24 protein-coding genes are annotated in these 20931 nt (G+C 43.5%); all 24 read left to right on the forward strand.

The window, feature by feature from the left end:
* The 24 genes from ACTQ1L_RS12600 (at position 1) to ACTQ1L_RS12715 (ending at position 20811) form a co-directional block, all read left to right on the forward strand.
* Entirely contained in the window at positions 1-906 is a 906-nt protein-coding gene (locus ACTQ1L_RS12600; protein WP_441367501.1) for a ParB/RepB/Spo0J family partition protein, read from the forward strand.
* A 63-nt stretch (positions 907-969) separates the two neighbouring features.
* Positions 970-1932, forward strand: coding sequence for a DUF6017 domain-containing protein (locus ACTQ1L_RS12605; protein WP_441367502.1), 963 nt, complete (start codon positions 970-972; stop codon positions 1930-1932).
* 75 nt (positions 1933-2007) lie between these two features.
* A complete protein-coding gene (locus tag ACTQ1L_RS12610; protein WP_081338409.1) occupies positions 2008-2283 on the forward strand; it encodes a helix-turn-helix domain-containing protein in 276 nt (91 codons plus the stop codon).
* A gap of 32 nt (positions 2284-2315) precedes the next feature.
* Positions 2316-2771, forward strand: a complete 456-nt coding sequence (locus ACTQ1L_RS12615; protein WP_441367505.1) for a hypothetical protein — start codon at positions 2316-2318, stop codon at positions 2769-2771.
* Positions 2772-3048: 277 nt separating this feature from the next.
* The gene (locus tag ACTQ1L_RS12620; protein WP_441367507.1) at positions 3049-4803 is read left to right on the forward strand and encodes a DUF5688 family protein; all 1755 of its coding nucleotides are present in this window, start codon (positions 3049-3051) and stop codon (positions 4801-4803) included.
* A gap of 75 nt (positions 4804-4878) precedes the next feature.
* Positions 4879-5076, forward strand: coding sequence for a hypothetical protein (locus ACTQ1L_RS12625; RefSeq protein WP_441367509.1), 198 nt, complete (start codon positions 4879-4881; stop codon positions 5074-5076).
* Positions 5066-5923 carry a DUF6017 domain-containing protein gene (locus tag ACTQ1L_RS12630; protein WP_419092456.1) on the forward strand — a complete coding sequence of 286 codons (858 nt, stop codon included), beginning with the start codon at positions 5066-5068 and terminating at the stop codon, positions 5921-5923. Before ACTQ1L_RS12625 ends, ACTQ1L_RS12630 begins: the two co-directional genes overlap by 11 nt.
* A gap of 16 nt (positions 5924-5939) precedes the next feature.
* On the forward strand, positions 5940-6356 hold the full coding sequence (locus ACTQ1L_RS12635; RefSeq protein WP_441367511.1) for a hypothetical protein: 417 nt from the start codon (positions 5940-5942) through the stop codon (positions 6354-6356).
* Positions 6357-6366: 10 nt separating this feature from the next.
* Positions 6367-6714 carry a DUF7768 domain-containing protein gene (locus ACTQ1L_RS12640; RefSeq protein ID WP_441367512.1) on the forward strand — a complete coding sequence of 116 codons (348 nt, stop codon included), beginning with the start codon at positions 6367-6369 and terminating at the stop codon, positions 6712-6714.
* A 44-nt stretch (positions 6715-6758) separates the two neighbouring features.
* Positions 6759-7277, forward strand: coding sequence for a PcfB family protein (locus ACTQ1L_RS12645; RefSeq protein ID WP_441367514.1), 519 nt, complete (start codon positions 6759-6761; stop codon positions 7275-7277).
* Positions 7274-9034 carry a VirD4-like conjugal transfer protein, CD1115 family gene (locus tag ACTQ1L_RS12650; protein WP_441367516.1) on the forward strand — a complete coding sequence of 587 codons (1761 nt, stop codon included), beginning with the start codon at positions 7274-7276 and terminating at the stop codon, positions 9032-9034. The genes ACTQ1L_RS12645 and ACTQ1L_RS12650 overlap by 4 nt, the downstream gene beginning before the upstream one ends.
* A gap of 213 nt (positions 9035-9247) precedes the next feature.
* Positions 9248-9460, forward strand: coding sequence for a Maff2 family mobile element protein (locus ACTQ1L_RS12655; RefSeq protein ID WP_087758649.1), 213 nt, complete (start codon positions 9248-9250; stop codon positions 9458-9460).
* Between the two features lie 167 nt (positions 9461-9627).
* Positions 9628-9840: a Maff2 family mobile element protein gene (locus ACTQ1L_RS12660; RefSeq protein WP_306774772.1), complete on the forward strand. Its 213-nt coding sequence runs from the start codon at positions 9628-9630 to the stop codon at positions 9838-9840.
* A gap of 58 nt (positions 9841-9898) precedes the next feature.
* On the forward strand, positions 9899-10765 hold the full coding sequence (locus ACTQ1L_RS12665; protein ID WP_005601694.1) for a VirB6/TrbL-like conjugal transfer protein, CD1112 family: 867 nt from the start codon (positions 9899-9901) through the stop codon (positions 10763-10765).
* A gap of 11 nt (positions 10766-10776) precedes the next feature.
* Entirely contained in the window at positions 10777-11253 is a 477-nt protein-coding gene (locus ACTQ1L_RS12670) for a PrgI family protein (protein ID WP_040331649.1), read from the forward strand.
* Positions 11183-13579 carry a VirB4-like conjugal transfer ATPase, CD1110 family gene (locus ACTQ1L_RS12675; RefSeq protein WP_441367519.1) on the forward strand — a complete coding sequence of 799 codons (2397 nt, stop codon included), beginning with the start codon at positions 11183-11185 and terminating at the stop codon, positions 13577-13579. The genes ACTQ1L_RS12670 and ACTQ1L_RS12675 overlap by 71 nt, the downstream gene beginning before the upstream one ends.
* A 27-nt stretch (positions 13580-13606) precedes the next feature.
* Positions 13607-15403, forward strand: a complete 1797-nt coding sequence (locus tag ACTQ1L_RS12680; protein ID WP_441367520.1) for a C40 family peptidase — start codon at positions 13607-13609, stop codon at positions 15401-15403.
* A gap of 67 nt (positions 15404-15470) precedes the next feature.
* Positions 15471-15806 (forward strand): DUF4315 family protein, encoded by a 336-nt coding sequence (locus ACTQ1L_RS12685; RefSeq protein WP_169303456.1) that lies wholly within the window; start codon positions 15471-15473, stop codon positions 15804-15806.
* Positions 15790-16659: a DUF4366 domain-containing protein gene (locus tag ACTQ1L_RS12690; protein ID WP_005601688.1), complete on the forward strand. Its 870-nt coding sequence runs from the start codon at positions 15790-15792 to the stop codon at positions 16657-16659. The genes ACTQ1L_RS12685 and ACTQ1L_RS12690 overlap by 17 nt, the downstream gene beginning before the upstream one ends.
* Before the next feature lie 53 nt (positions 16660-16712).
* Positions 16713-17219, forward strand: a complete 507-nt coding sequence (locus ACTQ1L_RS12695) for a hypothetical protein (RefSeq protein WP_118668422.1) — start codon at positions 16713-16715, stop codon at positions 17217-17219.
* 1 nt (position 17220) lies between these two features.
* A complete protein-coding gene (locus tag ACTQ1L_RS12700) occupies positions 17221-17388 on the forward strand; it encodes a hypothetical protein (protein ID WP_413088316.1) in 168 nt (55 codons plus the stop codon).
* Positions 17378-19651, forward strand: coding sequence for a JAB domain-containing protein (locus tag ACTQ1L_RS12705; RefSeq protein WP_441367523.1), 2274 nt, complete (start codon positions 17378-17380; stop codon positions 19649-19651). Before ACTQ1L_RS12700 ends, ACTQ1L_RS12705 begins: the two co-directional genes overlap by 11 nt.
* Positions 19638-20426, forward strand: a complete 789-nt coding sequence (locus tag ACTQ1L_RS12710; protein ID WP_005601678.1) for an FAD-dependent thymidylate synthase — start codon at positions 19638-19640, stop codon at positions 20424-20426. Before ACTQ1L_RS12705 ends, ACTQ1L_RS12710 begins: the two co-directional genes overlap by 14 nt.
* Positions 20407-20811, forward strand: coding sequence for a dUTP diphosphatase (locus ACTQ1L_RS12715; RefSeq protein WP_069432361.1), 405 nt, complete (start codon positions 20407-20409; stop codon positions 20809-20811). Before ACTQ1L_RS12710 ends, ACTQ1L_RS12715 begins: the two co-directional genes overlap by 20 nt.
* Positions 20812-20931: the final 120 nt, after the last annotated feature.

Genomic DNA, 20931 nt, shown 5'->3' on the forward strand with positions numbered 1-20931 from the left:
ATGGCAAGCAAAGTAGCAGGAAAGATTAAATTACAGTCAGTAGATGAATTATTGGGAGTACCGGAGATTGCCGGTACTCAGGAAATAGAGATTGGAAGAATTCATGCGTTTCCGAACCATCCGTTTAAGGTGCTGGATGATGAAAAGATGGACACTTTGGTTGATAGTATCAGGGAAAATGGCATCCTGAATCCAGTAATTGTAAGACCTGATCAGAGCGGAAATTATGAAATGATATCTGGACATCGCAGGTTACACGCAGCAAAGATTGTGGGATTGAAAAAGGTTCCGGCTATAGTAAAGGAAATGTCTGATGATGAAGCCATTATAAAAATGGTGGATGCCAATATTCAGAGGGAAGAGATACTTCCGAGTGAAAGGGCATTTAGCTTGAAAATGAAAATGGATGCAATAAAAAGGCAAGGAAAGAGGTCTGATTTAACTTCGGACCATAATGGTCCAAAGTTAGCAGCCGTTGAGGTAGGACAAACAGTAGGAATATCTTCTACGCAAGTAAAAAGATATATTAGACTGACAGAACTAATCCTCGAATTATTGGAATGCACAGATAATAAGAAAATTGGATTGGTAATGGCAGTTGATCTTTCATACCTTGATGAACAGGTGCAGAAATGGGTATATGAATATTTTAAGGAAAATGGATTTTTGAAGCCGGTACAGGTTGATGCATTGAAGAATTATCCTAACTTATCCAATGTAACACAATTCAGTGTCATTTCTATAATGAATGATGCATTACCGAAGAAGAGCAAGGAATCAAAGTTATCTTTTTCAGCAAAGAAACTGGATAAATATTTTCCACCGCAGTATTCAACGAAAGAACGTGAAAATATAATCATTCAGCTATTGGAACAGTGGAGTGCAGATCAGGTACAATCAGAGTAGAAATATAATTATGATGTTTCAGAAGTGTAGAAACGGCACTTCTGGAACAGAAAGGAGATTCAAATGGAAGACAGAATAAGACTATCCTATTTCTATGGAAAGGAAGCGGATCAGTTTTCATTTTATAAGATACCGAAGTTATTATTTACAGAAGAGTATTTCAAAAAAATATCAGTGGAGGCAAAGGTGTTGTACGGGCTGATGCTGGATAGGATGTCACTATCTATGAAAAATCAGTGGATGGACGATGAAGGGAGAGCCTACATATATTATTCGCTTGAAGATATCATGGAGGCTCTGGGATGCAGTAACAAAAAAGCAATATCCATAATGAAGGAATTGGACACGGATGCTGGTATAGGTTTGATTGAAAAGAAGCGCCAGGGGCAGGGAAAACCAACCATGATTTATCTAAAACAGTTTGTGGTACAGGATGTTCAGAAGTGTAGAAATTTCACTTCTGAGCAAAAAACAGGAGTTTCAGAAGTGAAGAATTTACATATCTTGAAGTGTAAAAATGCCATGTCTAGAAGTGAAGAAATTACACTTCCAGAAGTGAAAAATATTCACACTAATAAGAATAATATAAATAATACTGAGTTAAGTAATACTGAATCCTATCTTATCGTATCTGGAAATGATGAGATAGGATCCGACGTACAAGCATATGCAGAACTTATCAGAGATAATATTGATCTGGATATTCTGTTAGAGAGATATCCGTTTGACAAAGAGTTACTTAATGGCATCTTTGATCTGATTTTGGAAACAGTGTTATGCAGGAACAATGAAATTGTAGTGGCATCCAATAAATATCCGGCAGAGCTGGTCAGAAGTAAATTTCTGAAACTGACCAGTTCGCATATTGAATATGCAATTGGATGTATGAAATCAAATACTACAAAAGTGCATAACATCAAGAAATATCTGCTGGCAACATTGTTCAATGCACCAAGTACAATCAGTGGTTATTATCAGGCAGAGGTTAACCATGATTATCCTCAGTTTGCTGTAAGTGGCAAATAATGACTTGACGTATACGGATTTCGTGTATATAATCAAATTAACAAATAGACACGGATTCCGTATATGGAGGCAGATATGAGCAATTTTGAAAATTATGATTTTATATTACCTGATGGAGTGGTAATCGAAAATGAAAAGGCTGATAAAGAAGGAAGGAAGAAAAGAATGTCTGCTATGTGTGTAAAGGTCCGTGAACAGACAAATATGAACAGGAAAGAATTTGCTGAATGGCTTGGAATTCCGTATAGAACGATGCAGGACTGGGAGCGGGGTGTGAGCGAGGTCCCTGATTATGTACTGAATCTTATAGCATATAAAGTAAAAAATGAAAAAGAAAAAGGAAACATTTGATAATTGTATGTAAGGCTGGGAGGTATTAGGTTATGTATGAAGATGAATATTATTATGAAGCACGGAAAAAAGAAAATGCAAAATTAGATGCTGAACTGGCGGGGACATTTGCAACCGTCATAGGTGGATTGATTGGTGCAGTGTTATCATGCTTAATATTTTTGCTAAGGAGATTTGATGTATTAAGCTCAGGATTGGCATCATTATTATTCTATATGCTTACTTATACAAGAGAGTGGCATGTGGCTGTCTACATTACAGTGGCTTTTGTAATATTCATCGCATCAATGATTTTACAACATGCGTTCTTGGCAGGAAGAATTATTTTTACAATCTTTGTAAGTATAGCAGTTGCAATAATAGGTGCAGGCTGGAAAGCATATGATACAGAACTTCAGAGAAATACAGTTATGGTAATATGTTTTGCTGTTACTGTGATATTAGGTCTGATATCGTGGAAAGGAATAAAAGCTAGGGAATCTGAATAACCGCGACGAACGACTACGGTTTGACTACTATTTTGTTACAAATGACTACGGTTTGACTACTATTTTGACTCTTTTTTTCTGAATAGGGGTGTGATAATATTATCATAGACAAATGAGACATGAAACGCGAGAGCGGTCAGGCATTTGTTTCTCTTTTGCAAAAGAATATGGATCAAGAATGAAGCGTCAGCTCATTACCGGATCGGTGATGGGTATGGCGCTTTTTTGATGTCAAAATCAGGTGACGACCTGAATAATAAAATCAGGAGGAAATTGCATGGCATATGAATATGACCATGACTGTCCGTTTGAAGCCTTCATCACCAATCTTGGAAAATACAACGAGGGTGAGCTGGTCGGCGAATGGGTGAAGTTTCCCACCACATCAGAAGAACTGCAAAAAGTATTTGAACGAATTGGAATCGGCTCAAAAGATGATTTCGGTAATCCTTATGAAGAATGGTTCATTAGTGATTATGACTGTTATGTTGATGGGCTGTATGAAAAGCTGGGAGAATATGAAAACCTGGATGAACTCAATTATCTGGCTTCCAAGCTCGATGAGCTGGATGATCATGATTATAACTATTTTCAGGCGGCAATGCAGATCAGTGATTATACAGGCAGCATTAAAGATGTGATCAATCTTATTGATAACCTGGATAAGTATGAAATTTATCCGGGAGTAGAAAGCAATGCTGATCTGGGACATTACTATATCGAAGAACTCGGTATGATGGAAGTTCCGGATTATCTTGCTGATTACATTGATTATGAGGCCTACGGCAGAGATGTGGCCATTAACGAAATGGGGCAGTTTACAGATTATGGATATGTGAGAGATACACAGGAATCTTTTACAGAATATTACGATGGAGACCGTGAGAACATCCCAGATGAATACAGGGTTATGGATTTTATGGTTTCTGCTGAGAAAGAGAGGAAAACTATGAATTGCGAAACATTTAAGCAGGAATTTGCAGAGGATATAAAAGAAAAGCTCTATGAGAGAGGCTATGATGATGTAAGTATCAGCTTCAATAATGTGGAGAAGACAAATCAGAATTATGAAGCTATGTCGGTTGTTCCGGAAGGCAACAATGTGGGTGTCAATTTCAATATTGAGAATGCCTTTGCAAGCTATGAGCACACGGATGATTATGCCGGAGTGCTTGCCAGTGCAACAAAGGTCATTGCTGATGGTCTTGACAGAGCCCCTACTATTGATGTAAGTGCTCTTATGGATTATGAGAACATGAAAGAGAAGCTTTCTGTGGAAGTCATTTCAGCGGATGCAAACGCTGATCTGCTTGCCAACGTACCGCATGACAGAATGGAAGATCTGGCAGTTGTATATCGTTTTGTGATGGAGAGCAGCGAAGATGGACGTGCATCTATTCTGGTCACCAACAATCTGATGGATCGTATGGGAGTTTCCCATGAACAGCTCAGGGCAGATGCTCTGGAGAATTCACCGGAGATCAGACCGGTAGTGATCATGGGAATGAATGAGGTCATGAAGGAAATGATGGGACCGGAAGTATATGAGATGTTTGGAATTCCGGATGATGCGGAGGAAACCATGTATGTTGCAACAGTCCCTGATAAGAATTCCGGAGCGGGAGTAATTGCCTATCAGGATTTCATGGATCAGGCAGCAGAAAGAGTTGGCGGAGATTTTTTTGTGCTTCCGTCTTCCATCAATGAGATCCTTTTGGTTCCCGATAATGGAGACATGACAGCTGATGCGCTCAGGGATATGGTAAAGGATGTGAATGCCAAGGAGGTAAGTCCGGAGGAAAGACTTTCTGATAATGTATACCATTACGATTCCAAGGATCATGTCTTTGAACTTGCAGAGAAATTTGAGGCAAGACAGCAGGAAAAGAAAACGGAGATTGATGAAAAAGCAGAGGAGAAAGGATCCGTATTAAAAGATCTGAAGGATAAGCAGAAGGAAGCAGCTGCAAAGCCTCCGGTAAAGGATGCTGCGGAAAAAGCAGCAAAATCAAAAGGCAGAGAAGTATTATAAAAAAGAGGATTGTGTCAGCCTGTGGTGATTGCCACGGGACTGGCATTTTTTTGATGGGAAGGAATGGTGATTACAGTGGCAGAAGCACATAAGGATACAAGCAGACAGAATGGAAAGAGTTACAGCGGAATTGGTGGAAGACCACCTATAAGTCATCCGCAGAATTGCAGTCATGAGTGTCCGTATGGTCATGATAAATCGTTTTGTTTTCCATGCTATAAAAAGCTGGTGGAAGACATGAGAAAGAAAAAGGAAACAGGAAATGGCATTTGATTATTTCTATGGGGCACAGTCACAGCAGTTTGCATTTTACCGGATTCCCAAGGTGCTGTTTACAGATAACCGGTTCCAGAATATTTCCACAGAGGGAAAGGTCCTTTACGGTCTTTTATTGGACAGGGTATCTCTGTCAATGGAAAACGGCTGGATTGATGATGAGGGAAGAGTGTATATCATTTTCACCCTGACAACTATAAGACAGGCAATGAACTGTGCAGAAAAATCAGCAATCAAGTATCTGACGGAGCTGGAAGAGTTTGGTCTGATCGAAAGGATCCGGCAGGGGTTTGGCAAGCCGGCACTGATCTATGTAAAGAATTTCATAGACCAGCAGAATTTACAGGTCAGGACCAGTAAAAATTACAGTTCACCACCAGTAAAAGTTACAGGTCAGGACCTGTATAATTTACAGCCTAATTATACTTATAACAATAATACTGATTTTAATAATACTAATCCTATCTTATCAGAGGATGAGGATAGGATGGGATATGAGAAATATTTCATGGAACAGCTCAATATTGAGGCATTGAAACAGGATTATCCATATGACAGAGAAATGATAGACGGTATCATGGAGCTTATTCTGGATGTTGTGTGTTCCAAAAGAAAGACCATTTGTATTGCCGGGGATGTGAAGTCAGTAAATGTGGTAAAGGGGCGGTTCATGAAGCTGAACATGGAGCATATCCGCTATGTTATGAACTGTATGCAGGAAAACACTACCAAGATCAGGAGCATCAAGCAGTATATGCTGGCAGCACTGTATAACGCACCGGCAACAATAGACAGCTATTATCGTGCAGAGGTTAATCACGATATGGCAGAAGGAAAAATATAGCAGAGGAGAGACAAAGATGGATATGGAGAAAATCATGGCATATGTTGAGAAGATTGCAGAAAACCTGGAAGGACTGGTTTGTGCAATCGGATGTGACAGTATGCCTTCTGATGGGGCAATTTATGTAGACGGTGAACAGAAGGTGAATTATATCAGTACCAGAGAAGCATTAAGGATCCTTGATGGATTTGGAAATAACAGTGCGTCAGTAATGATTGGAAAATCAGATTATATTCTGATATATAACGCAAGCAGAAAGCTGGTCATTGACGGGGAGGCATACCTTCCGTCCGGGTATCTGGTCATGAAGTCCTGTAATGGATTACAGGCGATTGACGATGAGGATATTGCGAATGTGATCGGTGCTTTGAAAAGCAGGATGACAATGCTTGCACTTGGAAAATACAGAATTCAGGCATACCAGCTGGGATAGGAGGCGGCAGATGAATAACAAACCGTGGGCTTATGTAACATCTGCCTGGAGTGCAGACAGGAGAAGAGCCAAAAGGTCTGCAAAACGATATTGCAGAAAATTATATGAAGCAGGCTACACACCAATCTGTCCGCTTTTATCATTGCCGGAGGTAATTGATACCAGTAATGCAGATGAGTACAAGGATTATATGGATATATCAGAAGATATGTTAAGAAGATCCAGAATTCTCGTGGTTTGTGGTTCAGCGGTAGATGATACGGTGCTTACAGATATAGCAATAGCCAACCGTTTTCATGTAGCTTCATCCACTATGAGGGGTGTCCTCGGTGTGGATAAGAATAAAAAAGAACAGTAACTTTGTGGATACAGCCTTCGGGTTGTTTTTTTTGATGGAAAGGAGTGAGAAAACTGGTTCATGAAGAAATCGACAGGGAGATTGCCAACAAATCTGTGAATATAGCAATCAAAATGTTAAAACCGGAACTTGATCAGCTTATGAAGGGACTAAGTAAGGCAGTACAGGCCCCTGTGAAGGCTGCCGGGAAAGCAGCAGTTAATAAGATTCATACCACAACCGGCAAGCAGTCAGTGAAAACACTGATCAGGCAGGGACAGGGAGTTTCTTCTATTCCCTTAGCAGATGAAGGTCTGAAAGATTTTCAGAAAATCGCAAAGAAATACGGAGTTGATTTTGCAGTTGTAAAAGATAAAGAGGCAAGTCCTCCAGTATATACGGTCTTTTTCAAGGCAAAAGATACAGATGCCATCACAAGGATTTTGCAGGATTATTCTGCAAAACAGGTCAAGAAGCCTTCCGCAGATAAGACCAGTGTTCTGGAGAAACTTAAGAAATTCAAGGAGATTGTGGCGGCAATCCCGAAGAAGGTAGCAGAGAAAAAGAAGGAGAGGTCGCGATGAATACAAAACAGTTGAAAAAGCAGCTGATCCTGAATATCCCCTATATCATTCTGGGATTGCTTGCAACAAATCTTGGTGAGGCATGGAGAATTACAGCCGGAGTAAATGCATCGGAAAAGGTTCAGAGTCTGGTCCTTGATGGTGTATTTGCAACGGCTTTTTCTAATCCTCTGCCGAGCCTTTATCCTGCTGATCTGTTGGTGGGAATTGCCTGCGGGGCAGCACTCAGGCTTGCAGTATATCTGAAAGGAAAGAACGCTAAGAAGTTCCGGCACAATGAGGAATATGGTTCTGCCAGATGGGGCAGACATGCTGATATTGAACCATTTGAGGACCCTGTGTTTGCAAACAATGTGATTCTGTCACAGTCTGAGAGGATTACCATGAGCAGCAGACCGAAGATTCCGAAATATGCCAGAAATAAGAATGTTCTGGTAGTTGGTGGATCCGGTTCAGGTAAGACACGATTTTTCATAAAACCGAACCTTTTACAGATGCATTCATCCTATGTGGTGACGGATCCGAAGGGCGGTCTGGTCAACGAAGTGGGAAATGCCCTGTATAAGAACGGGTACCGGATGAAGGTATTCAATACCATAAATTTCAGTAAGTCAATGCACTATAATCCATTCGCCTATCTCCATTCTGAGAAGGATATTCTGAAACTGGTAACAACATTGATTGCCAATACCAAAGGGGAGAGCAAAGGCGGAGACGATTTCTGGCTGAAGGCGGAGACATTACTTTATACGGCATTGATCGGGTATATCCATTATGAAGCACCGGAGGAGGAACAGAATTTCTCAACGCTGCTTGAAATGATCAATGCAATGGAAGTCCGTGAGGATGATGAAGAATTCAAGAATCCTGTGGATATGATGTTTGATGAACTGGCAGAGCAGAATCCGGATCATTTTGCAGTAAGGCAGTATGCCAAGTACAAGCTGGCGGCCGGCAAGACTGCAAAATCAATCCTGGTATCATGTGGAGCAAGACTTGCACCGTTTGATATCAAGGAACTCAGAGACCTGACAGCTTATGATGAACTGGAGCTTGATACTCTGGGAGATGAGAAGACGGCACTGTTCCTGATCATGTCAGATACAGATGGAACCTTTAACTTCCTGATTTCCATGATCTATACACAGATGTTCAATCTTCTGTGTGAGAAAGCGGATGATGTGTATGGTGGAAGATTACCGGTACATGTAAGATGTCTGATTGATGAGGCGGCCAATATCGGACAGATTCCCAATCTGGAGAAGCTGGTGGCAACGATCCGAAGCCGTGAGATATCAGCATGTCTGGTGTTACAGGCGAAGTCGCAGCTAAAGGCAATCTATAAGGATAATGCCGATACGATCATCGGTAATATGGATTCACAGATTTTTCTTGGTGGTACGGAACAGACCACTTTGAAGGATCTGAATGCGATTCTGGGAAAAGAGACAATCGATATGTATAATATAGGTCAGTCTAAAGGATCTCAGGAAAGCTACAACATGAATTACCAGAAACTTGGTAAGGATCTTATGACAATGGATGAACTGGCGGTCATGGACGGCTCAAAATGTATTGTGCAGGTCCGTGGTGTAAGACCTTTCTTATCCGATAAATATGATCTGACGCAGCATCCGAATTACAAGCTGACAGCAGATTATGATAAGAGGAATTACTTTGATGTAGTAAAATTCCTCAGCCACAACTTAATACTGAAAGCAGATGACGAATACCAGGTCATCGATGTAACCGAGTAAAGAGCTCTTTCCATCCGGCGATAAAGGCCGGGAGGCAGGAGCTTTTACTATATTCCCGAATAGGAAATAAAAGAATTTCCAGATGGGGAGCAAATATGCGCGCATAGCCGGGATCACTGCAGGGAGACCGGCAGTAACTATAAACCGCCCTTTGGTCAGGGCAGAAGGAAAAAGTATATCACACATAAATCATTTAATGGAGGAATTTGAATTATGGCATTTTTTACAAGCGCAGTAGGAACCTTACAGACACTTGTTATCGCTCTTGGAGCCGGACTTGGAATCTGGGGAGCGATTAACCTTATGGAAGGCTACGGAAACGATAATCCCGGAGCGAAGTCCCAGGGAATGAAGCAGCTTATGGCAGGAGGCGGTGTAGCCCTTATCGGTACCACACTTGTGCCGTTGCTTTCAGGTCTTTTCTAAGAGCCAGCGTGGCAGGATCACGCAGGAAGACAACTGAATATGGATAGGACACAGGACCGGAGGCATAAGTGCTTTCCGGTTCTTTGAATGTCCGGAAGAAACTTTAATCAAATTCGGCAGAAAAGAATAACAGCCGAAAATCATGAAAATTATGGAGGATTTATATTATGGCATTTTTTAACAGCGCAGTAGGAACTTTACAGACTCTGGTGATCGCCCTTGGAGCCGGACTTGGAATCTGGGGAGCAATCAATCTTATGGAAGGCTACGGAAATGACAACCCCGGTGCGAAGTCACAGGGAATGAAGCAGCTTATGGCAGGCGGTGGTGTAGCCCTTATTGGAACTACACTTGTACCATTACTTTCCGGCTTATTCTAAATCAGGTTTGGATCATGGGGTAGGGAAAATCCCTGTCCAGGAGGAAAGGAGGAAATAATTGAACAGCATAATTCAGCAGATTACTGACTGGCTGAAGGGCATTCTTGTATCGGGAATCATGGACAACCTCACCAATACGTTTTCCTCTGTGAATGACCAGGTGGGACAGATCGCAACGGAAGTAGGAAAGACACCGAGTAATTTCATGCCGGCAGTCTTTAATATGGTCAGGAACCTGTCGGAATCCGTGATCATGCCGGTTGCCGGAATACTGCTCACATTCATTGCGTGTTATGAGCTGATACAGCTGATCATCAGTTATAACAATCTGGCAAGTTTTGAGACATGGTTCATCTGGAAATGGATCTTTAAGACTTTCGTGGCAGTGGAACTGATCACACACACATTTGATATCACAATGGCGGTATTTGATGTGTCGCAGAGTGTGGTGCGGCAGGCAGGAGGCATTATACAGGGAAGCACGGCAGTAGATGCCAGTACGCTGGCAACCATGCAGTCCACACTGGAGGCTATGGAGCTGGGACCGCTTTTTGCAATATTCCTACAGTCATTTATCGTGCAGTTTCTCATGTACGTACTTTCGGCAGTCATCTTTGTGATTATCAACGGACGTATGGTGGAGATCTATCTGATGGTCAGTCTGGCACCGCTCCCATTTGCAACCTTTGGAAACAGGGAACAGAGCATGATGGGCCAGAACTATATGAGAAGTCTGTTTGCACTGGGATTTCAGGGATTTTTGATCATGGTATGTGTGGGAATCTATGCAGTCCTGATCCAGTCAGTAGCATTCAGCACAGATATCATTGCTTCGTTATGGAAGGTTATGGGCTTTACGATCCTGCTGGCATTTACCTTATTTAAGACCGGAGCAGTAGCACACAGTATATTCCATGCACATTAAGGAGGCAGAGTATGGCAGCATCTTATATCAGTGTTCCAAGGGACCTGACAAAAGTAAAAAGCAAGGTGATGTTCAATCTGACAAAAAGGCAGCTGATCTGTTTTGGCATGGCGGTACTGATCGGAGTACCGTCATTTTTTCTGATGAAGACAGTAATGAAGACTAATACAGCAGTCATGGGAATGATGGTCATTATGATGCCATTCTTTTTCCTTGCCATGTATGAGAAAAACGGACAGCCGCTGGAAGTCATTTTGAACCATATGATACAGGCAATTTTCAAAAGGCCGAAGATCCGCCCATATAAGACGGATAACTATTACGCAGCACTTCTGCGTCAGGCAGAGGCAGAAAAGGAGGTAGAAAAGATTGTTAGACTTTCTCAAAAAGAAAAATCAGGAGAGCAGGAAGTTCACAATGCCGGAAGGATTAAGCAGGGCAGACCAGATGGCAGTAAGGCAGATCGTAAAAAACGCCCGGAAAAATGATGGCATACCGAAGACGGCACAGCAGAGCATTCCTTTTGACAGGATGTTTCCGGATGGTATCTGCCGTGTAGGGCTTGATTATTATACAAAGACAGTCCAGTTTCAGGATATCAATTACCAGCTGGCACAGCAGGAAGACAAGACGGAGATCTTTGAGGAATGGTGCGCATTCTTAAATTTCTTTGACAGTTCCGTAAAGTTTCAGCTTTCATTTGAGAATATGGCAACGGATGTATCGGATTTTGAGAAGAGCATCAAGATTTCCCATAAAAATGACGGATTCGATGATGTCAGGGATGAGTATTCGGAAGTGCTCCTTCACCAGATGGAAGCGGGAAATAATGGTCTTACGAAGACTAAATATCTTACTTTCGGGATTCATGCGGAGTCCATGAAGACAGCAAAGCCGAGACTTACGCATATCGAAACGGATATCCTCAATAACTTCAAGAGGCTGGGAGTACAGGCGAGGAGCTTAAACGGCAGTGAAAGGCTGGAACTGATGCACAGACAGTTTCATATGGGGGATGATGCGAAGTTCCGTTTCGACTGGAAGTACCTGACAGGATCAGGACTTTCGGTTAAGGATTTTATTGCACCGAGCAGCTTTGCATTTCCTACCGGAAGATATTTTCAGATTGGAGAGATGTATGGATGCATGAGCTTTTTATCCATTGATGCATCGGATATCAGCGACAGGCTTCTGGCAGATTTCCTTTCCATGGAATCAAGCCAGATCGTTACCATGCATATCCAGTCCGTAGATCAGAATGAGGCGATCAAGACCATCAAGCATACGATCACAGAGCTTGACCGTTCCAAGATAGAGGAACAGAAAAAGGCAGTAAGAGCCGGCTATGACATGGATATCATCCCATCGGATCTTGCAACTTATGGCAAGGATGCAAAGGCACTATTAAAAGAATTGCAGTCCCAGAATGAAAGAATGTTTCTTCTGACGTTTCTGGTCATGAATACAGGAAGGACGAAGCAGGAGCTGGAAAACAATGTGTTCCAGGCGGCTTCCATTGCACAGAAACATAACTGCAATATGATCAGGCTGGATTACCAGCAGGAGCAGGGCCTTATGAGCACACTGCCACTGGCAAATAACCTGATCGAGATTCAGAGGGGAATGACCACATCCAGTACGGCTATTTTTGTGCCATTCACCACTCAGGAGCTTTTCCAGAGAGGGGATGAGGCATTGTATTATGGTCTGAATGCGCTTTCCAACAATATGATCATGGTGGACAGAAAGAAACTGAAAAATCCGAATGCACTGATCCTTGGTACACCGGGATCCGGCAAGTCATTTTCTGCAAAGAGAGAGATTGCCAACAGTTTTCTGGTTACGGATGATGACATTATCATCTCGGATCCGGAGTCAGAGTATTCTCCGCTGGTTGCAAGGTTCGGTGGTCAGGTTATCAGGATCAGTCCGACATCCGACCAGTACATCAACCCTATGGACATCAATATGAACTATTCGGATGACGACAATCCGATTGCACTGAAAGCAGATTTTATCTTGTCCTTATGTGAGCTGATCGTCGGGAATAAGGATGGTCTGCGTCCGGTAGAAAAGACGGTCATTGACCGCTGTATCAGGCAGATCTATCAAAAATATTTTGAAAATCCGGGTCCGGAGAATATGCCGATCCTTGGAGATCTGTATGAGGCACTACTTTCCCAGGAGGAACCGGAGGCAAAGCATGTGGCAACCGCCCTTGAAATCTATGTGTCAGGTTCCCTGAATGTATTCAACCACAGAACCAATGTGGAGCTTACGAACCGCCTTGTATGTTATGACATCAAGGATCTTGGAAAACAGCTGAAAAAGATTGGAATGCTCGTGGTACAGGATCAGGTATGGGGACGAGTAACGGAGAACCGTATCCAGGCAAAATCTACCAGATACTATATGGATGAGATGCACCTTCTTCTTCGTGAAGACCAGACGGCAGCCTATACGGTTGAAATATGGAAGCGTTTCAGAAAATGGGGAGGAATCCCGACCGGCATCACCCAGAATGTAAAGGACCTTCTTGCTTCCAAGGAAGTGGAGAATATCTTTGAAAACTCTGATTTCATCTATATGCTCAACCAGGCAGTAGGTGACAGACAGATCCTTGCTAAGCAGTTAAATATCAGCCCTCACCAGCTTTCGTATGTAACACATTCGGGAGAAGGCGAAGGGCTTTTATTCTATGGAAATGTGATCCTTCCATTCGTGGACAGATTCCCGGCAAATACGGAACTTTACCGTATCATGACAACCAGACTGTCCGAAGTGGCTGATGCAAAGAAGGAACAGTCAGCGTAGAGGCTGTTTCTTCGGAAAGGATAGAGCATGAATGAAGAAAAATATACAAGGAATTCTGCTAAGAAGTCCACCCGGAAGAAAAAAGTGAATCCGGATATCCATGCAGGGAAAAGCCACGGCAAAAAGCTGAAAAATGATTCATCGGCAGCCAGGAGTTACCGTGATAAGATCCGGTATGGGAAAAAGGATAATTCGCTTTCAGTCAGCGAAGCAAAAGAACTTCGCAGCATGAAGAAGCAGGGGAGAAGGAGGATATATAAAAATCAGGCCGTTGCAGCCACGGTAAGAAAAACCACGATTAAAAATGAGGACGACAACAGTGGAACAGACAGCCTGAATGCCGGACTGGCAGCAGTGGAAGCAGGCATTGGAAAAGTACGGGAACATGGACAGGCAAGGAAATATTCTTCCAAAATCCATAACCGCAGTGACCATCTGGATGCCGTGCAGGGAGCAAAAGGAGCAAAAGAAGCCGGAGAGGCGGGAGAAAGCACCATGTCAGCTACCGTGAAGAAAACACGCAAAAAGCTGATGCAGAGGGAATTTGCTGAGGCGGCAGCAAAGAAGCAGGCAAAGGAAGCTGCAAACGGGGCAGGAAAGATCAGCAAAAAGCTGACGGATCAGGCGGAGGACCTGATGGGAAGGCTTGCAGAGATGCTGAAAGAATTCTGTGAAGACCATCCGATCGGCATGATCATAGCGGTGGCAATTCTGATTGTTGTTCTCGTATTATCAGGAGCACTGACATCCTGTTCTGCTCTTGGAAGCGGCATAAACAGTGGAACTGTGGCAACTTCATTTACCGCTGAGGATGATGATATCAGGCAGGTGGAAGCAGATTATGTGGCACTGGAGACGGTGCTGCAGAATAAGGTGGACAGCATTGAGACAGATCATCCAGGATATGACGAATACAATTATTCACTTTCAGAGATATCCCACAATCCTTTTGAACTGGCGGCACTGCTGACGGTTCTGTATGAGGACTATACACCGTCAGAGGTTCAGTCAAAATTACAGACCATCTTTGATTATCAGTATATGCTGACATCAACGGAAGTTGTGGAGATCAGAACCAGGACAGAGACCAGATGGCATTATGTGACACATTACCGGGATGAGGAAAGAACCGGATACCGCCTGGTAAATGGTCATCTTGAATCCTATACCTATACCGTGTCAGTTCCATATGAGGTATATGAACCATATGAGGTTGAAGTGGAGTATGAGTACAAGATACTGAATACAACGCTGACCAACAATGGAATATCCGCAGCTGTCAGTGCACTGGATCTGACGCAGGATCAGATGGAACGGTATACGCTGCTTCTGGAGACCAGGGGCAACAAGCCGGATATCTTCGGGGATAATGTATATGCAAATCCGGGTGTATCAGAGGAATATGAGAGATATGCCGTACCGGGAGAATACCTGACGAACCAGCAGTTTTCCAATATGCACCGGGAAGCCGAAAAGTATCTTGGATATCCTTATGTATGGGGAGGATCCTCACCAGGTACAAGTTTTGACTGTTCCGGTTTTGTGAGCTATGTCATCAATAATTGTGGAAATGGCTGGAACTATGGCAGACTTACGGCAAATGGCTGGAAGAATGCAACCGCAAGGGTGGCAGCTTCCGATGTAAAACCGGGAGATCTGGTCTTTTTCCAGGGAACCTATAACACAGCCGGAGCATCCCATGTGGGTATCGTAGTCGATCCGGTAAATAAGATCATGATTCACTGTGGCAATCCAATCCAGTATGCGTCATATGATACGCCATACTGGAGGGCACATGCCTATTGCTATGGAAGAATCCAGTAATTATAAATGCAGCGAAAGTCACCAAAGTGGTGGCTTTTTTGCTGTCACAAAGGAAAGGAGAGCGCTTATGTATGCAAAGTTAGACAAGCTCCGCGAGGATCTGAAAAAGGCAGTAGCCAAAAGAGAGGCAGCGGATGCAAAGGTAAAGCAGCTGGAAGCAAAGCTGAAAGAAGAGGAAAACCAGCAGATCGTCAGTGATGTTGCATCCTACAATTTATCACCGGAACAGCTGGCACAGTTCTTACAGCTTGCAAACAGTGGCAGGTTACAGGAAATGCTCAGCGGACAGGTTCCGATGCCCGGAGCCGTGAATGCAGATACATCCGGTAAGAAACCGGATGAAGACAATGAGACAGATATGGATAAGGAAGAGGAGGATTTCTTAGATGAAGAGAATGAATAATTTGAAAAACGTGATCGCAGCAAGGATTATGGGAGGTCTGGTAATCGGAATGACAGCCGTTGCGGGTGTGGCACCGGTTACTGTATTTGCACAGAGTCAGGAAGCGGAATGCATCTGTGAGGAAAAATGCTCACAGGATTCCATCAATGAGGAATGTGCAGTATGCCTTTATGATTACAATGTCTGCCAGGGGGTGGATGCACATGTAGAAGGTTCAGAGGAATGCACTGAGACAGCCGAGGAGAGTTATGGCCCTCTTACACCTGATGGAAATATGAACCTGGTGGATGATTATGGCTCCATTAAGGCAGGTGGCAAGCAGTTCATTACGGTTACAACCAAGTCCGGCAATTATTTCTATATTATCATTGACCGTGACGATAAGGGAACAGAGACCGTGCATTTCCTGAATCTTGTTGATGAATCAGACCTTTTGAAGCTCATGGAGGATGATGAGGTGGAATCTTATATGAATTCCCAGGGCATGACTGCTTCGGAGAAAGAGACAGAAGAGGTCAAAGGTACAGAGACTACGGAAGAAATCTCTGAGGAGCCGAAGGAAGAGGCAAAAGCATCTGAAACCGGAAAGAAAAGTAAAAATGTGACCGGAATCATGGCAGTAGTCCTTTTTGCAGCGGTTGGAGGAATCGGTGGATTTATGTATATGAAGTCCAATAAGGGCAAGAAGAAAGCGGATGCACCGGATCCGGATGCAGATTACTTCGACAGTGATGATGACGAGGATTATCTTACAGATATGGACATTGAGGAAGAGTCTGTATCAGATGCAGAGGAAGAAAGCCCTGCTGAAGATACAGGAGAAGATGATCAGGACGAGATGGATGAAGAGTAGCATCAAGGGAATGAGGCAGTCGTAAGGCTGCCTTTTTCTGATGGGAGGAATCTATGGAAGACAAGGAATTTGATAAGCTCACACCAGAGGAGAAAAAGGCAAGATTTCAGAAAGCAGTAGATGATTATAACAGTGGATTTGTTGAAGTGGATTATACATTTAGATCTGTTGCATCAATACGTGTTGAAGAAGCTATGGAAGATGCCGGAAGGGTGTCGGAGGAGTTCAAGCCGGCACAGATCAAGGTAATCTATGAAGCAGCCGAGGCAGATCTGAACCTGGAGCATTACATGAATCCTAAATTTTCCGCATCACATATGAAATTCATCATGGAGCAGGAAAAGGCTGGAAAGGATGTCACATGGCTTCCGATTGGGAAAATCCTCCACAGGAGTATCGTGGAGAAACCGCTTACCAGAGACCAGATAAGAAGGATAAAGGAAAGGATGCAGAGGGCAGAATCTAAGGATTCTGTGATAGCAGATCTGCATGAAAAGAAAAAAGAAGCGGCCAGGGTTCCGAAGAAACAAGGACAGCAAAAGGAGAAAGGAGAGCGGTAGTATGGCAAGAAAAAGCAGATATATGGGATATATGAAGGAATTGCAGAAGATTTCCAAGCATGAGAAGACATCTACAAAAGAGTCTTTGTTGGACAAGCTCAGGAGCATGAAAAACAGGGAGTTCACAATGAACATACCTGTTGGGGAAGGAGCGGAGGATGAACATTAGCGGAATTCGTCCGAAACAGGAATTTTATGCCGGCATGGAGAAGCAGGAGCCGGAGAAAAAAGAAATGCATCGACTGAATCAGGTGGCTATCCGTATGGTGGAAATGCCGCCTCTTTTCAGTGAGGAACCTATGAACGGTCCGGCGGCAGCAGTAAAAGTTATGGCAGATACGTTTCGGGATTATGACAGGGAAGTTGTTGCTGTAGTGAATCTGCGGGCAGACATGAGACCAATCAATATAAATATTGCAAGTATAGGAGCACTTGACCAGTCGATTGCACATCCAAGGGAGATTCTTAAGAGTACCATTTTGTCAAATGCAGCAGCTATCATACTGGTCCATAATCATCCGTCCGGCAGACTGGCTCCAAGTGTGGAAGATATCGGTCTGACTGACAGAATGAATAAGATTTGTGATTTGATAGGTGTTAAATTGGTGGACCACATAATAGTGGGACCTGGAAATGAATTTTATTCATTTCAGGAGAAAAACCAGATGCCTTTAGCGTCATTGAAGCTGACAAAAGATCTGGAAGATATAGAACTGGAGGGATTTAGAGTGGCAGAAAATACAGCGGTAAAAGAAGAGAAGAAGGTAATCACGCTTACGGTTGCGGAATGCATGGAATTTCACAGCATGGGTGAATTTCATGAGAATATCAAGAGTGTGGCAGAGGCTGTAGCAAAATTCAAAGCAATTTCACCGGAGCGTATGCACGGAGTTCCGGCAATCGGAATCAGGGCGGCTGATCCAAAGGATCCGGATGAATATACGGAGATGGATGTACTGATCGGGAGAAGGATTGATATGGATATGCTTCGTTATATACCGGAGATTGCAGACAGCTGGCAGGCACAGCAGATGATCGCGTCCCTGATCCATGAGATGCCGGATGTAAAAGTTGTGGGACAGATTCCCGACAGCATCCAGAAGAAAATAGACTGGCTGGAGTCCAGGGATAAGCGGGCGGATGAATTGCAGCAGATAACAGACAAACTGGAGAAGGGAGTTGTGGAGGTGTTCCAGAGTGACAGATATAAGCAGTTCCTTGACACGATGGCGAAATTTCCGAGATATTCCGTAAACAATTCACTTCTGATCATGATGCAGAAACCGGATGCGCAGCTGTGTCAGAGCTTTACCGGATGGAAACAGATGGGACGGTATGTGAAAAAGGGAGAAAAGGGAATCAGTATCCTTGCCCCGGCACCTTATAAGATCGAGAGGGAACAGACAAAACTGGATGATAAGGGAAGACCGGTATTTGATGCTGATGGAGAACCGGTAAAGGAGAAAGTGGAAGTCACAATCCGGGCATTCAAGGTGGTAAAGACATTTGACCTGTCCCAGACAGATGGAAAAGAACTTCCTACCATCGGTCCGTCTGAACTGGTGGGAAATATTGAAGGATATCCCAAGCTCTTGCAGGCATTGCAGGAAATCAGCCCGGTCCCGGTATCTTTTGATCTGATTGATGGAGATGCCAAGGGATTCTATCATCTGGAAGACAAAAAAATTGTGGTTCAGGATGGCATGAGTGAAGTACAGACCATTAAGACACTGCTTCATGAAATGGCACACCAGAAACTGCATGACAAGGATAATGTGCCGGAGGCAAAAGACATTTCAAGGAATGGGAAAGAAGTTGAGGCTGAGAGTGTTGCATATGTAGTATGCCAGCATTACGGAATCAACACTTCTGACTATTCCTTTTCTTATGTCGCGGGCTGGTCAGAGGGAAAGGAAACACCGGAGCTGAAAGCATCCCTTGATAAGATCCGTCAGACTGCATCGGAGTTCATCTATCAGATTGATCAGAAGATGGAAGTGCTGATGGCAGATAAGAAACAGGTGCAGGAATCGGCAAAAGCGCCAAGTCCGTTTGTACAGGAGCTTATGGATAAAATTACAGAAGGAGCAAAGGGCATGAACCAGAAAGAGTTCAATGAAGTGATCGTCAGGCAGACAGATCATTGTAAATCAATGCTGGTGGTAAAGGGAGCAGAGTATGCTCCCAGAGCAGTGAAGAATACGGCAGTGGACAGGCTGGCGCATTTCAAGAAGGCAGCAGTGGTGATGAATACCACACCAAAAGCGGCACTTATGGGGATGCTGTCCAAGCACCTTATCTCTGTATCGGATATGTGTATGGGTGAGCAGCAGTATTCCAAAGAGCAGTGGGATGAGAAGATCACCGACAGTATTAACTATTTCCTGATTCTCCGTGCGATTGTAGAGGAGGAACTGAATGAAGAAGATTGAGGTAAAAATTTTAAACCCGGAATCCATTGACCAGGCAGAGAAGCTGATGGTCTGTGCGGCAAGGCTGACACAGAGAGGACATCAGATTTCCTGCCTGGATGATTTCATGGATCTGTATGAAAAGCCATATCAGAGATCCACCGTGGCAAATCTTGTGAAGCTGCCACATCCGACAATCCAGAAGTTTGGAATCATCAATGTGGTTGTAGTCGGTGCATCCAGAAGATTCCTGGCACAGATTACCAGACACCAGAATGAAGTGAAGTATATGTCGGCAAGCCTGCAATACAGCGACTATTCAGGAGTGGAGGATTTTGTCATTCCTTATGATCTGATGGGAACCGGCCAGGAGGAAGGATATTTAAGACAGTGCAGCATGGCAATGAAAAATTACCAGGAGATGATCAGATTAGGTGTTGATAATGATTCTGCCGGATACTGCGCACCGCAGGGAATGAGAAATATTCTTCTGATCAGCGCAACACCGTATCAGTGGAAGCACATGATCCGTCAGAGAACATGCAGGAGAAACACAAAGGAAACCAGATATGTGATGGTGAAAATCTGGGAACAGCTTCTGGAGCAGAACAGGGAATTGTTTTCTGACTGTGGACCATTCTGTATGAATGGTGGCTGTGAAGAAGGAAAAATGACCTGCGGAAAGAGTGTTCCACCGCAGATGTTACCAACAGACATTATCAGGGTGGATTTCCCAAAACTGTGCGAAGAGAGTGTGTTGGAGGAAGGAGTATCAGATGAAGATACAGCTGATTGATTTTGGAGGGAGAAGTCCGGAGAGGGCTCATGCCAATGATGCCGGAGCGGATGTATTCAGCCCAAAGAATGCAGTAATCCGGCCGGGAGATATCTGTAAGCTGCCTCTGGGATTTGGATTAAAAATACCGGATGGCTATGCCGGATACATATTTCCAAGAAGTGGATTAAGTTCACAGGGAATTGTGTGCGAGCTGCCACCTATTGATTCCGGATATACGGGGGAGGTTCATGCAATCATTTCAAATGTTGGAAATAGGGAATATGAGATTAAGAGTGGTGACAAGGTAGGACAGCTTGTGATCATGCCGGTCCTGATACCGGATTTTACTTTTGAAAACTGGAAAGAGCGTGAAATTGGGTCCTTTGGTTCAACAGGAAGATAGAGATTATCGATCTTTTGCTGGTGTGTAGATATGTGTATGTGATATAATATGTAAAACAAAAGAGATTTGCAAATCGGAATTTGTGGAGAGATTTCCTGAACTTTCCTTGTTTTACAGGCT

It is taken from the genome of Agathobacter sp. LCP21S3_B2 (assembly GCF_052118705.1).
Lineage (GTDB): Bacteria > Bacillota > Clostridia > Lachnospirales > Lachnospiraceae > Roseburia.

Bases quoted from the DNA above. Each gene is read 5' to 3' on its own strand.
- ACTQ1L_RS12600 (WP_441367501.1), top strand. From the start codon at position 1: ATGGCAAGCAAAGTAGCAGGAAAGATTAAATTACAGTCAGTAGATGAA.
- ACTQ1L_RS12605 (WP_441367502.1), top strand. From the start codon at position 970: ATGGAAGACAGAATAAGACTATCCTATTTCTATGGAAAGGAAGCGGAT.
- ACTQ1L_RS12610 (WP_081338409.1), top strand. From the start codon at position 2,008: ATGAGCAATTTTGAAAATTATGATTTTATATTACCTGATGGAGTGGTA.
- ACTQ1L_RS12615 (WP_441367505.1), top strand. From the start codon at position 2,316: ATGTATGAAGATGAATATTATTATGAAGCACGGAAAAAAGAAAATGCA.
- ACTQ1L_RS12620 (WP_441367507.1), top strand. From the start codon at position 3,049: ATGGCATATGAATATGACCATGACTGTCCGTTTGAAGCCTTCATCACC.
- ACTQ1L_RS12630 (WP_419092456.1), top strand. From the start codon at position 5,066: ATGGCATTTGATTATTTCTATGGGGCACAGTCACAGCAGTTTGCATTT.
- ACTQ1L_RS12635 (WP_441367511.1), top strand. From the start codon at position 5,940: ATGGATATGGAGAAAATCATGGCATATGTTGAGAAGATTGCAGAAAAC.
- ACTQ1L_RS12640 (WP_441367512.1), top strand. From the start codon at position 6,367: ATGAATAACAAACCGTGGGCTTATGTAACATCTGCCTGGAGTGCAGAC.
- ACTQ1L_RS12650 (WP_441367516.1), top strand. From the start codon at position 7,274: ATGAATACAAAACAGTTGAAAAAGCAGCTGATCCTGAATATCCCCTAT.
- ACTQ1L_RS12655 (WP_087758649.1), top strand. From the start codon at position 9,248: ATGGCATTTTTTACAAGCGCAGTAGGAACCTTACAGACACTTGTTATC.
- ACTQ1L_RS12660 (WP_306774772.1), top strand. From the start codon at position 9,628: ATGGCATTTTTTAACAGCGCAGTAGGAACTTTACAGACTCTGGTGATC.
- ACTQ1L_RS12670 (WP_040331649.1), top strand. From the start codon at position 10,777: ATGGCAGCATCTTATATCAGTGTTCCAAGGGACCTGACAAAAGTAAAA.
- ACTQ1L_RS12675 (WP_441367519.1), top strand. From the start codon at position 11,183: ATGCCGGAAGGATTAAGCAGGGCAGACCAGATGGCAGTAAGGCAGATC.
- ACTQ1L_RS12680 (WP_441367520.1), top strand. From the start codon at position 13,607: ATGAATGAAGAAAAATATACAAGGAATTCTGCTAAGAAGTCCACCCGG.
- ACTQ1L_RS12685 (WP_169303456.1), top strand. From the start codon at position 15,471: ATGTATGCAAAGTTAGACAAGCTCCGCGAGGATCTGAAAAAGGCAGTA.
- ACTQ1L_RS12690 (WP_005601688.1), top strand. From the start codon at position 15,790: ATGAAGAGAATGAATAATTTGAAAAACGTGATCGCAGCAAGGATTATG.
- ACTQ1L_RS12695 (WP_118668422.1), top strand. From the start codon at position 16,713: ATGGAAGACAAGGAATTTGATAAGCTCACACCAGAGGAGAAAAAGGCA.
- ACTQ1L_RS12700 (WP_413088316.1), top strand. From the start codon at position 17,221: ATGGCAAGAAAAAGCAGATATATGGGATATATGAAGGAATTGCAGAAG.
- ACTQ1L_RS12705 (WP_441367523.1), top strand. From the start codon at position 17,378: ATGAACATTAGCGGAATTCGTCCGAAACAGGAATTTTATGCCGGCATG.
- ACTQ1L_RS12710 (WP_005601678.1), top strand. From the start codon at position 19,638: ATGAAGAAGATTGAGGTAAAAATTTTAAACCCGGAATCCATTGACCAG.
- ACTQ1L_RS12715 (WP_069432361.1), top strand. From the start codon at position 20,407: ATGAAGATACAGCTGATTGATTTTGGAGGGAGAAGTCCGGAGAGGGCT.